The sequence below is a fragment of the Embleya sp. NPDC059237 genome, assembly GCF_042754105.1.
GTDB lineage: Bacteria > Actinomycetota > Actinomycetes > Streptomycetales > Streptomycetaceae > Embleya.
In genome coordinates, this window is the sequence record NZ_JBHZAE010000005.1 from 1 (window position 1) to 14473 (window position 14473).

The window sequence follows — 14473 nt, forward strand, 5'->3', positions numbered from 1 at the left end:
ACCCGGCGGGGGCGACGGTGGGTCGCCGGTCGGGCCCTGGACGGCCCGACCGGCGGCCGGGGTCACGGCCGGGTTCGGCCGCGACACCGTGGTGGACCGGCCCGGTCAACCGGCGGCGGCCGGGACCCGGGGTTCGGGCCTGGGATCGGCCGCGGGCCGCAGAACGCGTTCCGCGAACAGGCCGAAGACCAGGCCGAACGTGGTCCAGATGATGGCGTGCACGCCGAGCGAGGCCACCCGGAAACGCCAGAGCACCGTGGCCGAGAACTCGGCCGGCACCTCGTTCACCGTCGGCATCGCCCACATGGTGATCCCCACCGCGACGAGGAAGCCGGCCACCGCGAGCGGGACGGCGTTCCAGGCCCCGAGCCGGTCGGTCAGCCGCCGGCCCAGGATCACCGCCGCCGCCGCGAACAGCACGGACAGCGCGAGCATGCCGAAGTACAGCGCGGTACGCCGCCCGATGGTGTCCGCGTCGCCGACCGCCGGCGGGTTCGCCGGATACTTCAGGAACGGCACCACGATCACCGCCGCGAAGCCGAGCAGCGCCAACAGCCCGGCGGTGGCCCTGGGCCGGAACGGGCCGATCCGGCCGTACGCGAACGCGAAGACCAGCGCGAACAGGCCGCCGATCGCGATCCCGTACACACCGACCCCGGTCAGCATGCCGATCGTGCTCTGCACGCCCCGACCGACGACCTCCTCCTCGGGATGATCGCCGGCCGCGCCGGCCTCGTGCCCGTGCTCCTCGAACGCGATCGCGTCGCGGATCTGCGGCTCACCGAAGACCCACGCGAACACCCACGCCAGTGCCCCGGCGAGAACGCCGGTGAGCATGCCGCGGATCAACAGATTTCGCACCATGCGTGATGTCGACTCCCTGTGCGGCGGCCCTCGACCGAGGGCCGCGCCGAACGTGCCTCACGGCGCGACCGTGCGGCCGCACGATCGCGCGGTCGTCAGTGGCAGGGGAAGCCGAGCAGGTGGCGCCCGTCGTGCACGAACTCGTGCACACCGGTACCCGAGGAGAGCGCGACCGCGCCCTGCTCGGAGGCGACGAAGTAGATCAGGAACAGCAGGAACGCCCCGGCGAACGCGGCCCAGGGCACGATCGCCCGGACCGGGATCGCGATCGGTGTGGCGGCGGGGCGGGGAACGGCAGCCTGAGCCACGGAATCCTCCTTCGGGGCAACGCGCCCGTGTGCGGGATGCGTCGCGGGAGGGTCTGACTCACGGCCGCCGGAACCCCGCTTTGCGCGGGTCGACGGCTCGATCACAGTGGCGCGTCCGTGCCGGGGTCTCACCGGCTTCCTCGTCGCGACGCGAGGTCGATCGGAATCTAGGGGTCGCCGCGCGAGCGGGTCAACGGGCGCGGGGCTCCGGAGGGCAGACTTGTGCAAGTCTTGAACCGGGCGGACTGGGGTGAGTACACGGATATGAGTACACGGGTCACCTTGGTGTGCCATGCCGCGACCGCGGCCACCGCGCGCGCGGCCTTCCCGCTGGACGAGCCGCCGACCGCGGCCGGCCTGGCGGCGGCCCGGGAGCAGGCCCGGCCGCCGAGCGCACGGCCGCCGAGCGGACGCGCGCCGCGGGCGCTGCGTGGGCCGGAGTTGCGCTGCGCCGAGACCGCCGCCGCGCTCGACCTGGTCGGGGTACGCGTCGAGCCGGCGCTGCGCGACTGCGACCACGGCGATTGGGCGGGCCGCACGCTCGACGAGGTGTCGGCCGCGGATCCGGCCGGGGTGGCCGCGTGGTTGGCCGATCCGGACGCGGCACCACACGGCGGCGAGTCCCTGGCCTCGGTGTCGGCGCGGGCCGGGAGGTGGCTGGACGAGCTGGGCCGGGCGGCGGAGCACGCGCGGGTGATCGCGGTGACCCACCCGACCGTCGCGCGCGCCGTCGCGGTCCACGCGCTGCGGGCCCCCGCGAGCGTGTTCTGGCACCTGGACGCCGGCCCCCTGGCCCGGGTCGACCTCATCCACAACGGTCCGCGCTGGGCCCTGCGCGGCTTCGGTGTGCCGGACCGGGCGTGAACCCCGCGCGGGGCCGATCCGTCCGCGGAGTGGTGCTCAGTCGGTTGCGGTGCCGGTGATCCGGGTCGGGGTCAGCCGCACGACCACGCGCACCGACTCCGGCGGGAGGTTCAGATATTCGTCGCCGGCGCCCGGGCCCTCGTACTTCTCGGCCAACTCGACCGCGAGCCGGCGGCCGACGTCCTCGGTGATCGTGGTGGTGCCGCGTATCTCGACGTAGACCTCGGAGTCGGCGGGGTCGTAGATGGTCAGGCTGGCGCGCGGTTCGCGGCGCAGGTTGCGGTCCTTGAGCCGGCCGGCCTGGGTGGACACGAGGACGTCGTCGCCGTCGCGACCGACCCACACCACGGAGGTCTGTGGGCTGCCGTCCCGGTTCACGGTGGCCAGTACGGCCGGGTGCGCCGCGTCGAGGAGCTTGCGGGCGGAATCACCCAGAGAGATCGTCATGTCCCGGATCCTACGTCGCGTGCGGGGGAGCGGTCGCGGCTCGCGGTCGGATCAGCGTCTTGCCCAGCGGCCGACCACTCACCTGGTCGCGCAGTACGGCCGGGAGTTCGGCGAGGGTGATCTCCGCGGTCACCAGGCGCTCGACGGGCAGCTTCGGCAACACCGCCAGCGCGGCGGCGAAGTCGGCGCGGCCGGTGCCGTAGCTGCCGGCCACGGTGACCGGCCGGCCCGCCCAGGTGGTGCGCACCGCCTGCTCGCGGCGCCGAACCCGGTCCAGATCGCAGGCCAGGTCCGGGAGTCGGTCGCCCGGGGCGGTGCCGCCGTAGAGCAGGACCAGACCGTCGGGAACCAGCGTGCGCAGGGCCGCGGCCAGAATCTCCGGGCGCACGAAGCTGGTAGCGATCACGGCGAGCGCGAAGGCCGACGACGGCAGACCCACGCTCGGCCGCACCTCGAAGCCGCGCGCCCGCAGGAATTCGCTGCGGTCGGCGCTGCGATTGGTCAACGTGACGTCGGCGCCCGCGAGTTCGGCGAGGCGGGCGATCCACAGACCGGCCGCGCCCGCGCCGAACACCACCATGCGCCGACCGAGCAGGGGGATGCCGGTATGCCCGACCAGGGCCGCGACGCAGTGCTCGGCGCAGGCCAGCGGTTCGGCGAAGACTGCCTGCCGGTCGGAGAGTTCGGTCGGGATTCGGGGCAGCGCGGCGGTCAGCCGGTCGGCCGGGCCGGCCGCGTACATCTCGGTCGCGAAGCCACTGGTGCGCGCGAGCGGCACATTGGGATCGAGGCCCACCCGGGCACCGACCGGCAGCACCTCGGGCAGGGTGGACTCGGCGACCACGCCGACCAGTTCGTGGCCGAACTGACTGGGACCGTGCCGCTCGCGGGCCACCTCCTTGAGGTCGGAGCGGCACAGACCGGCCAACTCGACCCGGATCCGCACCCGGTGCTCGCCCACCGGCGGGTGTGGTCGGCCGAGCCGCAGGTGCGGGCCGTGCGGGCCCAACTCGACCCTCATCCCGCCCGATCCGGGCGAGCGGTGCCGACGCGGGGCGCGGGTGTGGTCCGCCCGACCGCTTCGGCGGCCACCACCGCCAGTGCCTCGCCGAACCGGTCGGCGATCAGGTGCGCCTCCGCGGGGGTCAGGATCAGCGGCGGACGCAGTTCGATGACATTGCCCAGCCCGTGCTCGGAGACCCGGGTCAGTACACCCCGTGCGTGCAGTGCGCGCTGGAACGCGTGGGCGAGTTCCGGGGCCTTGCCCCCGTCCGGGCGCACCAGTTCGAGGCCGAGCATCAACCCGGGCCCGCGTACGTCGCCGAGCATCGCATGATCCCGCCGCAGAGCACCCAGCCGTTCGGTCAGGATCGCGCCGGTCCGGCGTACATTTTCCAGGAAACCCGGACGCCGGACGATCTCCAGTGTCTTGACCGCCGCCGCGGCGGCCAGGTTGTGGCCACCGTAGGTGAAGCCGTGCAGCGAGCGATCCCAGTCGGCCATACGCTCCTCCGTCAGGATGGCGGCGAGCGGCAGTCCGCTGCCGGTCAACCCCTTCGAGACGGTCATCATGTGCGGCGCCACGCCGAACAGATCGGCCGCGAACATCTGCCCGGTGCGGCCGAACGCGGTCTGGATCTCGTCGAAGATCAATACGATCCCGTGCTCGTCGCACAGGGCCCTCAGGGCCGGGAAGTAGTCCGGCGGAGGCACGATGTTGCCGCCCATTCCGCTGATCGGCTCGATCAGGACACACGCCACGCTGCCCGAACTGGCGTACGTGATGAAGTCCTCGATCCGGCTCACGCACAACATGCCGCAAGTGTCCGGGGTCTGCCGGTAGAAGCAACGGAAGCAGTAGGCGTCGGGCACGTGTACCGCGCCGAGCGGCGGCATCTGGAACGGTGCCCGCATCCGACTGCTGCCGTTGTACGCGGCGGCGGCGATGGTCTGGCCGACATGGCCCCGGAACGGCACGATCACGTCGCGCCGGCCGGTGTGGTGCTGGGCGATCCGGATCGCGCCCTCGTTGGCGGTCGAGCCGCCGCTGCTGCGCAGGTTCACCCGGGTCAGACCGGCCGGGGCCAGTGCGGCCAGGTCGCGCATCAGGCGGTCGGTGGACTCGGTGCGAAACGACGAGGAGGCGAAGACCAGTTCCTCGGTCTGCGCCCGGACGGCGGCCATCACCTCGGGATGGTGGTGGCCCAGGATCAGATTGAACGTCCCGGACACGCAGTCCAGGTATTCCCGGCCGCTCGCGTCCCACGAGCGGATGCCCTCGCCGCGCACCAACTGCGCCTCGCCCAGCTGGTATTGCGCGACCCGGGCGGTCGCGGCGGCGCGCTCCTCGGCCGACTCAGTCATCGCGGTGGTCCGCGTCGAGCCGCTCCAACTGGGTGCGGACCCAGGCTTCCAGCGTCCACGGCTCGGCCACCTTGCGCCGCCGCTCGGCCGCCGCCGCCCGTTCGGCGGGGGACGCGGTCAGCGCGCCGATCAGCGCGTCGGCCTGCTCGACCAGGTCGAACGGGTTGATCGTGCGGCACACCGGGCCCAGGATCTCCGCCGCGCCGCACATCTCGGACAGGATCACGTCCGCGTCGCGCTCGTTGACCAGCGGCGCCTCGAAGGTGCTCAGATTCTGGCCGTCCACCGTCGAGTTGAAGATCAGCGCGTCGGCTCGGCGGAAGCAGCCGATGGTGTGCTCCACCTCGTTGTCGCAGTGCAACCGCACGGTGTCCGGGCCAAGTTCGGCGTTCGCCTCGGCGATCGTGTACTCCACGCGCCGGACGTAGTCGGCGTTCGCTTCGACGTAGAGCCGGTTCGGATTCATCCGGACCAGCATCCGGGAGGACCGCACCGCGGGCTCGCGGCGATGGGCGGCCACGAAGGCCCGGACGGCGCGTTCGGCGTTCTTCATCGGGTCGGTCCGGCCGCTGTGCACCACCAGGGGCGCGTCGCCCACCCACTCCGCGATCCCCGCCGGCAGGCGCGGATGGTCCGCGTCGAGCGCGCGCGGACTGTAGCCGAGCGGCATGGTGCGCACCCCCGTGCGCCGGCCGCGCCATCGGATCACGCCCGCGTTGCGGTCCACGTCGGCGTCGGGTATCAGATCCGCCACGCAGTCCAGGAAGTTGCGGCACCACCGCTCGGCGAAGAAGCCGATTGTGGTCGCCGGCAACATGCCTTCGAGCAGGCCCACCCGCAGCGCGCGGGGCAGGATCCGCCAGTAGTCGGGCGAGGGCCAGGGGATGTGCACGAACAGCAGGATCGGCGCGTTCGCCCGCACCGCGCGCAACCGGGCCGGTACACCGACGAGTTGGTAGTCGTGCACCAGGTACACCGGATCGGCGACGTCGGCCGAGTCGGCGAGCAGGGCACCGGCGAAGTCCTCGGTGAACTCGGTGAATCGTTCCAGGGCGGTATAGGTCTCGGCGCCGAAGGTCGGCGTGGTCCACCGGTCCCAGCCGTAGTTGTTCGCGGCCCACATCAACTGCGCGGTCATGAAGTTCTGCACGACGTCGAAGGTCTCCCGGTCGTGCCGCAGCAGTCGGACCCGGATGTCGCGGCCCGAACGCAGGCGCAGATTCAGGCCGTTCGGGTTCTCCCGGGCCGCCCGATGATCGTCGTCGGTGTCCGCGCTGGCGATCCAGGTCACGTCGAGCACGCCCGCCTGTTCGGCGACCACGTTGCCGGTGCCACCGGGCGCGAGCCAGGGACGCAGCGCGCCGGTCACCGGATCGGGAGCGAAGCTGACCGCGGCACGCTTGCTGGCCAGGAACAGATGACGGTCCATCAGGGCTGGTCCCTTCCGAGAGCGGCTGAAGCGTCGAGAGCGGCCGACGCGTCGAGGGCGGCGCGCGGCGCGAGGGTGTTCGGGTCGGCGGCCGAGCCGGGGGATCCGGAGGGCCCGATCGAGCCCGTCGGCCCGACCACGGCCGCGATCAGCGCCGCGTCGGCCGCGAACACGTCGACCGGGTCCAGGCCGCGCAATTCGGGCAGATGCGCGGCGCGTTCGCTGTGCAGACACGCGTTGCGCGGGCGGCAGGCGTACCCGGTGTCCCGCTGCGGTACGGCGGTCACCAGCGCCGGGTCCACGCCGTGCACCGCCGCGATGTGCCGGGCCCACTGCACCCGGGACAGCCGCCGCGGTCCGCCCAGATGCACCACGCCCGTGTGCGGCGAGTCGAGCAGCGCGGCGGTCCAGGCTGCGACGTCGTCGATCAACACCGGGGTGTTCCAGTGCTCGTCCGGCACCGCCACGGGCGCGCCCGCGCCGAGCCGTTCGGCGCACGTGGTGAAGAAGTTCGGCCGCAGTCCGGCCCGGTCCCAGCCGTACACCAGGCTGACCCGCAACACGAGCGCGTCGCCGCCGGCCAGATAGGCGGCCTCGGCGGCGAGCTTGGCCCGCCCGTAGGCGTTGGCGGGCGAGGTCGGCGCGGACTCGGCGCAACTGTCCGCGTGGCCCGGGAAGACGTTGTCCGTGGAGATCAGCACCATCCGCGCGGTCCGCCCGGCCAGCGCCGCCACCACGTGTCGGGCCCCGGCGACGTGTACCGCGGCCGCGCCCGCCGGATCGGCCTCACACCGGGTGATGTCCGAGGGCCCGTGCGCGGCCACCACCGCGTCGGGACGGACCGCGTCGACCACCGTGCGCACCTCGCGCGCATCGGCCACGTCCACCGGAAGCCAGCGCAGTCCCCGGGTCTCCGGGGTGCGGGGGCGGCGCCGCGAACCGAGCACGACGCCGTGGCCGAGGCGGGTCAACCGGGCGCCGACGTGGCCGGCTATGTACCCCGATCCGAACAGCAGGACCCGGGTCATCGGGCGACTCCCTTCCGGTGCGGCGGACGTGGGTGGTGCGGCGGGTCGGAACGATCACCTTCGCGACGGTCACCCTCGGTGGAGCGGTCACCGTCGGTGATGCGGCCGGAGCCGCCCGGATCGTCGGGATCATCGGGATCGCCGTCCGGGCCGGACGTACCCGGGCCGGTCTCGGCGGGCAGCAGTCGCAACGACCGCGCGCCCACCATCACCACCACCCCGCACAGCGCCACGATGCCGAGGACCGTACCCAGGCCCAGCCGACCCGCCAGGGTGCCGACCAGCGGCGGGGCGCCGAGGAAGCCGGCGTAGGACACGGTGGTCACCAGCGAGATCGCCTGCGGGCGCCGGCTCGGGGCGACCGCGCGCCCGGTCGCGGCGAGCAGCGTGGGCAACACCGGTGCCAGGCCGACGCCGGCGAGCGCGAAGCCGGCGAGGGTGGTCGGCGTGGACCAGGCCGCCGCCGCGAGCGCCAGGCCCAGGCCGCCGAGCGCGCCGCCGACGACGATCAGCGGGGCGTCGCCGACCCGTTCGCCGCGCCACTGGGCGAGCATACGGCCGGCGGACAGGCCCGCCATGTAGACCGCCGGGCCGCACGAGGCGAGGAACGGGCCGGTGCCGAGGTTGTCGGTGAGGTGGATCGCGCCCCACTGCTCGACGGTGTTCTCCATCAGCAGCACCGTGCCGCCGACCGCACCGACCACCGAAAGGGCGATCAGGAGACGGCCGTTCGCCCGCTCGGCGCGCTCCGATCCGGGTGGTCCGGCCGCTTCCTCCTGCCATCGCCGGCGGTCGATCGCCGCCGCCGCGCTCAGCGCGACCAGTACGGCGATCGTCACCAGGATCGCCCGCGCCGACACTCCCGCGTGCAGCGCGAGACCGACCGCCGGGGCGGCCAGGACCATCGCGAGCGGGGTGGCCGCCTGGACCCGGTGGAACAGCCGCTCGCCGGTCAGCGCCTCGCGCGCGGCGGTGGTGGCGTTGAGCGCCACCTCGATCGCCCCGCTCGTCGCGCCGATCAGCAACAGCGCCGCGGCGAACGTCCAGCGCGACCCCGCCACCGCGACGGCGAGCGTGCCGAGCGCGAACCCGAGGGTGACCAGGGGGAGCGTACGCGGGCCGAGCCGCCGCGCGAGCGGCCCGGTCAGCAACATCGCGGGCACCGCCGCGACCGGGACCGCGAACAGCGCCAGGCCCAGACCCCCGTCGTCCAACCCGAGTTCGTCCTGGAGGGTGGGCAGCAGCGCGGCCCAACCACCCCAGAACAGTCCCCAACTCGTCGCCGGGGCAAGCAGACCGAGCACACCGCCGCCGTATCGCATGCACACTCCGTCCGTCACAGGTGACCGAGAGTGTCGCCCACCGTATCTCTCCACCACTACCCCGAGCCGGCCTTCCGCACCGATAGCGTGATCGGCGGCGGGCGATTTCGACGGACTGCGGAGGCTTTCGACGGTGGAGTACTGGGCGATCGACGCCGGCGGCACACGCACCACGGCCAGGGTGGGCGACGCGCGGTACACCCGGGAGTCGGTGAATCCCGCGTCGGCGGGCGCGGCGGCCGAGGCGACGCTGGCGCGGCTGCTGGCCGAGATCGCCGCGGACCTGGCCGGGGCACCCGCGCTGGGCTGGTTCGCGAGCGCCACGATCACCATGGACACCGCGCCGACGGAGATCGATCGGTTGGCGGTGCTGGCGCGCGAACAGGGCCTGGTGGGGCGGTTGGTGGTCTCCGGGGACGTACCGCCGCTGCTGCTCGCGCCGCCGACGGCCGGACGTGGGGTGGTCGTGGTGGCCGGGACCGGGTCGGCCTGCGTGGCGGGCTCCGGGCCGGACGCGGGGCCGCCGGTGGTGATCGGGGGCTGCGAGTATCTGGGCAGCGACGAGGGCAGCGCGTACGCGCTCGGCGCGGCCGGATTGCGGGCCGCCGTACGGAGCGCGGACGGGCGCGGGCGGCCGACCACGCTGTTCGCCGCCCGGGGTCCGCGCGAACTGGCCCGCCGGCTGGCCGCGGAGCCGTTTCCCAAGAGCGCGGTGGCCGCGTTGGCGCCCGAGGTGTGCGCGGCGTGGCAGGCGGGCGACGCGGTCGCGGGCGAGGTGGTGCGGGCCGGCCTCGACGATCTGGTCGACGGGGTCCGCGCGGCCCGGGACGCGGCGGGCCTGAGCGGCACCTGGCGCGTCGTGCTCAACGGCGGCGTGTTCCGGGGGTGTCCGCCGTACGCGGCCGAGCTGAGCCGGCGCGTGGTCACCGAACTCGGCGCGGCCCAATCGCCGACCGTGATCGCCGATCCGGTGGACGCGGTGTACGCCGCCCTGCGGGCGAACGAGGGTTCGCCGCCCAAGGGTTGGGCACACATCCGCCACCTGTGAGGAAGCGAGACGCAACCGAACGAGGGGGACCGCCGATGACCCGAAACCCCACCGGAGCCGAGCACCAAAACCCCACCCCACCGGCCCGAACCGCCGCGCCCACGGCCCGAGCCGCCCCCTCCACCGCGCCCATTCGGCTCGGGATCTGTCTCGCCGCGCTGGCGCCGTTCGGACCGGCGGGGGCGTTGGCGGTGGCCCGGGACGTCGGGGTGGACGTCGTCGACCTGCCGGTCGACCGCGCCTTCGCGCTCGTGGACGCGGCTCGCCTCGAGGATCCGCGCCATCAGCGCGACGTGCGGGAGCGGTGCGCCGCGGCCGGCGTCGAGGTCGGGTGTGTGAGCAACAGCCGGGACACCCAGCTCGTACTGGGCCCGCACGGGCCGCACACCGACGCGGTGTTGGTCGGCAGCGCCGAGGCCAAGCGGGCGTTCGGGGTGCGCGCCGCGCTCGGGACGGTGCGGTTCGCCGCCGGGGTGGGCGCGCCGCAGGTGCGGCTGATGCTGGGCGTGCCCGATCTGGCCCGCTGGTTGTCCTGGTCGGGCAGCGAGGTGAGTTGGCAGGACAACGTGGACGCATGGGTGCACGCCGCGCGCCCGGTGCTGGAACTGGCGGACACGCTGGGCGTACGCGTGGTGATCGAGCCGCATCCCAAGCAGGTCGCGTACGATCCGGCCAGCACGCGGGCGTTGCTCTCCGCCGCGAGCGCGGTGCATCTGTGCGTGGACCCCGCCAACCTCGCCGCCGTCGGATACGACCCGGTGGCCTGTGTCCGCGGCTGGGGCCGGCGACTGGCCGCCGTGCATGCCAAGGACCTCCAGCGCTGGGCCGACACCGAACCGCCGCGCGGCGCGGGCTGGTCGCGCTACGGCCCGGGCCCGGCGATCCGGTTCCGTGCCCTCGGCGCCGGCGCCCTGCCCTGGCCGGCCATCGTGGCCGCGCTGCTCGACGACGACTACCGGGGAGTGATCTACGTGGAACACGAGGACGCCCTACTGCCGACGGAGCAGGGCATCGCCAATTCGCTGGCGCTGCTGCGCACGCTGATCCCCGCCGGCGTCGCCCCGGGGCGGACCTGGTGACGCTCGATGGAGTACGCGGCGGCCTGCTCGCGGGCGGCCTGGGCGAGCGTATGGGCCCGCTCACCGCGACCGTCTGCAAACCGCTCGTTCCGTACGCCGCGAGCTGCCGCCTGGTCGACTTCAGCGTGGCCAACGCGATCCGTTCCGGCCTGCCCGAGCTGGTCCTGCTCTCCCAGCACCGCGAGTCCGACCTGGTCCGGCACCTGATCGCGCACTGGGACGAACACCCGGGCACCCGGCTGCACTTCGGCCCGCACGACGCCCTGGCCCGATCCGGCCCCGGCGCGATCCTGCCCGCCCGGCCCGCCGAACGCGGCACCGCCGACGCTTTGCTGGCCAACGCGGAATACCTGTTCGCCCCCGGCGCGCGTGATCTGCTGATCCAACACGCGGACCACGTCTACGTGTTCGACTATGCGCCGATGCTGGCCGCGCATCGTGCCGCCGACGCCGACTGCACGATCGGCGTACAGCGCATCGAGCGCCGCTGGGTGCACCTGTTCGGCATGGTCGAGACCGATCCCGACGGCCGGGTCCGAGCCCTGGTCGAGAAGCCCGTGCGGCCGACCTCCGACCTGGTGTTCACCGCATTCTGCGTGTTCCGGATCGCCGCGCTGCGCGAGGTGTTGGCGGTGCTGGCGGCGCGTGGCGAGGCGGGTTGGCAACACGACATCAGCCGCGACGTACTGCCCGCGATGATCGCCAGGGGCGACCGGGTGACGGCATATCGGGTGGCCGACCACTGGGCCGACATCGGGACCGTCGAGCGTTACCGGGACGAGCAGTTGCGGCTGCTCGACCCGCCGCACCCGATCCCCGCCGACCTGCTGCCGCGCACCCTCGCGGGCCTGGGGGAGGGGTTCCCCAGGTACGCCGACGGGAGTCTGCTGGGCACCGGGATACCACCGGGGACGCGGGTCGAGGGCAGTGTGCTCCACCCGGGCTGTCACCTCGAACCGGGCGCGACCGTACTGCGCTCGGTGGTGCTGCCGGGCGCCACGGTCGCCGCCGGCAATACGGTCCGCGATGCCATCGTCACCCCGAGCGGGATCCTGACCCCGACCCCGCCGGTCAGGACACCGCACGATCCAGCTCTTCCGCCGTGATGAACGACGTGTGCGTACCGGCCGTGCGGACCGCGTGCGCCCCCGCATGGGTGCCCGCGGCGGCGCACGCGGCCCAGTCACGGCCGGCGAGGTAGGCGTACAGGAATCCGGAGACGTAGCTGTCCCCGGCCCCGTTGGTGTCCACCACCTCGTCGGCCCGCATGGGCAGCGCCGGTACGTGCCACAGCGGCCGGTCCGGCACCACCAGATAGCTGCCCCGACCGCCCGCCATCGCGATCACGATCTTCGCCCGGCCCCGGGCGAGCAGGTCCCGCGCGGCCTCCTCGACCCGGTCGCCGAGCCGGTTCGTGGAGGTGAACACCAGTTCGGCGCCGTAGGCGAAGTCGGCCCGGCCGGGGTCCTTCCCGTCCCAGCCGTGCAGGTCGGTCGAGGTGGACACGCCCGCCTCGACCGCCTCCGCCAGCGCGGCCCGCGACCAGCCGCCGATCGACACGTGCGCGTGCCGGGTCCGGGCCAGCGCGGGGCGGTACAGATCGGGGTCGACCACCAGGTCCTTCGGCAGCCGGCTGTCGTGCAGCGAGAGTCGTTCGCCGTCCGGGCCGACCAGGTTCACGCTGCGTGGGGTGCCGGCCGGGTCGGTGGCATGCGCGAAGGACAGGCCGTGTCGCGCGTAGTGCGCGAGCACGAAGTCCGCCTCCGGGTCCTCGCCGAGCACGGCGGCGAGGTGCGTGCGCAGTCCCAACGCCCGACAGCCCAGGGCCACCCCGTTGCCGGTGTGCGCGACATAGCTGCGGATCGGCGGCACCTTGAAGTCGCTTATCGGCAAGGGAAGTTCCGGCACCCGTACGATCACGTCCACGCCGACCCCGCCGACCACGAACACATCCAGCCCGGCGGGTTCAGCCATCGGTACCTCCGTGGGTGCGCGCCAGGGTGGCCTCGGATCCGGTGGAGACCACGAGCGCGGCGTGGATCTCCTCGTCGGTGACGTCGTCGGTGATCACGGTCTCGCCGAGCGCGGTGGGCAGTACGAAACGCAGCCGGCCGTCCCGGATCTTGCGGATCTGCCCCAGCGCCTCGACGGTGGTCGCCGGATCGAGCGGCGCGGGCAACGCGGCGAGCGTGGTGGGCAGTCGCACCCGGTCGAGGAGTGCGGTCACCCGGGCGAGCAGGGCCGGGTCGAGCAGCCCTCGACGTTCGGCGATGCGCGCCGCGCAGGCCATCCCGAACGCGACCGCCTCGCCGTGCAGGACCGGGCCGTAGCCGGTCGCGGTCTCCACCGCGTGTCCGATGGTGTGTCCGAAGTTCAGCGGCCGGCACAGGTCGCGTTCGTACGGATCGCGGGCGATCAGGCGGCACTTGAGCACGCTGGATGCATGCACGAGGGCGGCGGTGGGCCCGGGTTCGGTGGCCAGTACGGCCGCGTGCCGGTGCTCGATCAGTTCGAACAACTCGGGTGAGGCGATGATCCCGGTCTTGATCGCCTCGGCCAGTCCGGCGCGCAGTCCACGATCGTCCTGGGTGCTCAGGTAGCCGACGTTGGAGACCACCGCTCGGGGTTGGTAGAAGGCGCCGATCAGGTTCTTCGCGGACGGGTGGTCGATGGCCACCTTGCCGCCCAGGGCCGCGTCCACGTGTGCGAGCAGCGTGGTGGGCACGTTGATGTACGGCAGTCCGCGCATGTACGCGCTGGCCACCCAGCCGACGGTGTCCATCACCACGCCGCCGCCGACCGCGAGCAGGATGTCCCGGCGGACCAGCGAGGTTTCGGCCAGCCAGTCGAGCAGCGTGCTCGCGGTGCGCAGGCTCTTGCTGGCCTCGCCGGCCGGGAAGGAGGTGGCGACCACGTCGAGTCCGGCGGCGATCAGGCGTTCGGTCAGGCGGCGTGCGTGTAAGGCGAGCACGGTGTCGTCGGTGACCAGCGCGACCCGGCGGCCGTCGATCTCGGCGCACAGGCGCGCGAGCGCGGTGTTCTCGTCGAGGCAGACATGGACCGGATATGTGTCGAGCCGCCGAGCGGTGGCCATGATCGGATCGACCCGGCCGCGAGGCAGCGCCAGCTGTTCGGACACTCGGACGTATTCGGTCATATATTCACACCCCGGCGGCTCAACGAAGACGTCGCAGACAATCCGGATATTCGCTGCCGAAATAATTACGGCGGGTGCTACGAAAAGTCAACAAGGACTCACCCAGAGTGTGCCCGCGCGGGTATAGCAGACCGTTCGACGCTATTCCCGGGCATTCGCCGATTCCGGAAACTTCGCCCGGAAACGACCTCTAGGCGGCGGGCCGCGCCGGATCCGGCGTCGCGGTGGTCGAGGGCGCGGTGGCGGTGATGTGCTCCTCGTGGTCCTGCCCCCACACGCCCAGCGGCAACAGTGCCTCGTTGAGCGACTCGCCCAGCGGGGTCAGCGAGTAGACCACCTTCGGCGGGACCTCCCGATACACCTCGCGGTGCACGATGCCCCGCGTCTCCATCTCGCGCAGCTGCTGGATCAGCATCTTCTCGCTGATCCCGGGCACCGCGCGCCGCAACTCCCCGAACCGCCGCTCCTCGGTGTGCAGCGCCCACAGGATCAGCGCCTTCCACTTGCCGCCGATGACGTCCATGGCGGCGTCGAGACCGCACTGGTAGCGCCGAGCCATGCGC

Annotated in this window: 15 protein-coding genes and 1 riboswitch; of the genes, 4 read left to right on the forward strand and 11 right to left on the reverse strand. The window is 73.1% G+C overall.

Features of this window, described 5'->3' with window-relative positions; genetic code table 11:
* Positions 1–105 precede the first annotated feature (105 nt).
* Complete coding sequence (locus ACFXKZ_RS17160; protein WP_380001162.1) at positions 106–864, reverse strand: CbtA family protein; 759 nt, start codon at positions 862–864, stop codon at positions 106–108.
* Positions 865–959: 95 nt separating this feature from the next.
* Positions 960–1172 carry a CbtB-domain containing protein gene (locus tag ACFXKZ_RS17165; RefSeq protein ID WP_380001164.1) on the reverse strand — a complete coding sequence of 71 codons (213 nt, stop codon included), beginning with the start codon at positions 1170–1172 and terminating at the stop codon, positions 960–962.
* A 51-nt stretch (positions 1173–1223) separates the two neighbouring features.
* Positions 1224–1312: riboswitch (cobalamin riboswitch) on the reverse strand.
* Positions 1313–1436: 124 nt separating this feature from the next.
* Between ACFXKZ_RS17165 and ACFXKZ_RS17170 the strand changes: the two genes are divergently transcribed.
* The gene (locus ACFXKZ_RS17170; protein ID WP_380001166.1) at positions 1437–2036 is read left to right on the forward strand and encodes a histidine phosphatase family protein; all 600 of its coding nucleotides are present in this window, start codon (positions 1437–1439) and stop codon (positions 2034–2036) included.
* A gap of 36 nt (positions 2037–2072) precedes the next feature.
* On the opposite strand, the gene ACFXKZ_RS17175 is transcribed toward ACFXKZ_RS17170, so the two are convergent.
* From ACFXKZ_RS17175 to ACFXKZ_RS17200, 6 genes are read right to left on the reverse strand one after another with little or no spacing between them, the layout of a single operon-like run.
* Positions 2073–2483, reverse strand: a complete 411-nt coding sequence (locus tag ACFXKZ_RS17175; protein WP_380001168.1) for a PPOX class F420-dependent oxidoreductase — start codon at positions 2481–2483, stop codon at positions 2073–2075.
* Positions 2484–2493: 10 nt separating this feature from the next.
* Positions 2494–3504: an alcohol dehydrogenase catalytic domain-containing protein gene (locus ACFXKZ_RS17180; RefSeq protein ID WP_380001170.1), complete on the reverse strand. Its 1011-nt coding sequence runs from the start codon at positions 3502–3504 to the stop codon at positions 2494–2496.
* Entirely contained in the window at positions 3501–4847 is a 1347-nt protein-coding gene (locus ACFXKZ_RS17185) for an aspartate aminotransferase family protein (RefSeq protein WP_380001172.1), read from the reverse strand. Before ACFXKZ_RS17185 ends, ACFXKZ_RS17180 begins: the two co-directional genes overlap by 4 nt.
* On the reverse strand, positions 4840–6276 hold the full coding sequence (locus ACFXKZ_RS17190; protein WP_380001174.1) for a trehalose-6-phosphate synthase: 1437 nt from the start codon (positions 6274–6276) through the stop codon (positions 4840–4842). Before ACFXKZ_RS17190 ends, ACFXKZ_RS17185 begins: the two co-directional genes overlap by 8 nt.
* Positions 6276–7304, reverse strand: coding sequence for an SDR family oxidoreductase (locus ACFXKZ_RS17195; protein WP_380001176.1), 1029 nt, complete (start codon positions 7302–7304; stop codon positions 6276–6278). The genes ACFXKZ_RS17190 and ACFXKZ_RS17195 overlap by 1 nt, the downstream gene beginning before the upstream one ends.
* Complete coding sequence (locus ACFXKZ_RS17200) at positions 7301–8626, reverse strand: MFS transporter (protein ID WP_380001178.1); 1326 nt, start codon at positions 8624–8626, stop codon at positions 7301–7303. Before ACFXKZ_RS17200 ends, ACFXKZ_RS17195 begins: the two co-directional genes overlap by 4 nt.
* Positions 8627–8759: 133 nt before the next feature.
* Between ACFXKZ_RS17200 and ACFXKZ_RS17205 the strand changes: the two genes are divergently transcribed.
* From ACFXKZ_RS17205 to ACFXKZ_RS17215, 3 genes are read left to right on the forward strand one after another with little or no spacing between them, the layout of a single operon-like run.
* Positions 8760–9674 carry a BadF/BadG/BcrA/BcrD ATPase family protein gene (locus ACFXKZ_RS17205; protein ID WP_380001180.1) on the forward strand — a complete coding sequence of 305 codons (915 nt, stop codon included), beginning with the start codon at positions 8760–8762 and terminating at the stop codon, positions 9672–9674.
* Positions 9675–9709: 35 nt separating this feature from the next.
* Positions 9710–10753, forward strand: coding sequence for a sugar phosphate isomerase/epimerase family protein (locus ACFXKZ_RS17210; RefSeq protein WP_380001182.1), 1044 nt, complete (start codon positions 9710–9712; stop codon positions 10751–10753).
* Positions 10750–11859: a sugar phosphate nucleotidyltransferase gene (locus tag ACFXKZ_RS17215; RefSeq protein WP_380001184.1), complete on the forward strand. Its 1110-nt coding sequence runs from the start codon at positions 10750–10752 to the stop codon at positions 11857–11859. The genes ACFXKZ_RS17210 and ACFXKZ_RS17215 overlap by 4 nt, the downstream gene beginning before the upstream one ends.
* On the opposite strand, the gene ACFXKZ_RS17220 is transcribed toward ACFXKZ_RS17215, so the two are convergent.
* From ACFXKZ_RS17220 to ACFXKZ_RS17230, 3 genes are all read right to left on the reverse strand, one after another.
* A complete protein-coding gene (locus ACFXKZ_RS17220) occupies positions 11825–12727 on the reverse strand; it encodes a carbohydrate kinase family protein (protein WP_380001186.1) in 903 nt (300 codons plus the stop codon). The two genes, ACFXKZ_RS17215 and ACFXKZ_RS17220, sit on opposite strands and share 35 nt — an antisense overlap.
* Entirely contained in the window at positions 12720–13910 is a 1191-nt protein-coding gene (gene aroB / locus ACFXKZ_RS17225; protein WP_380001188.1) for a 3-dehydroquinate synthase, read from the reverse strand. Before aroB ends, ACFXKZ_RS17220 begins: the two co-directional genes overlap by 8 nt.
* A 190-nt stretch (positions 13911–14100) precedes the next feature.
* Positions 14101–14469 carry a winged helix-turn-helix transcriptional regulator gene (locus ACFXKZ_RS17230; RefSeq protein ID WP_380001190.1) on the reverse strand — a complete coding sequence of 123 codons (369 nt, stop codon included), beginning with the start codon at positions 14467–14469 and terminating at the stop codon, positions 14101–14103.
* Positions 14470–14473 lie beyond the last annotated feature (4 nt).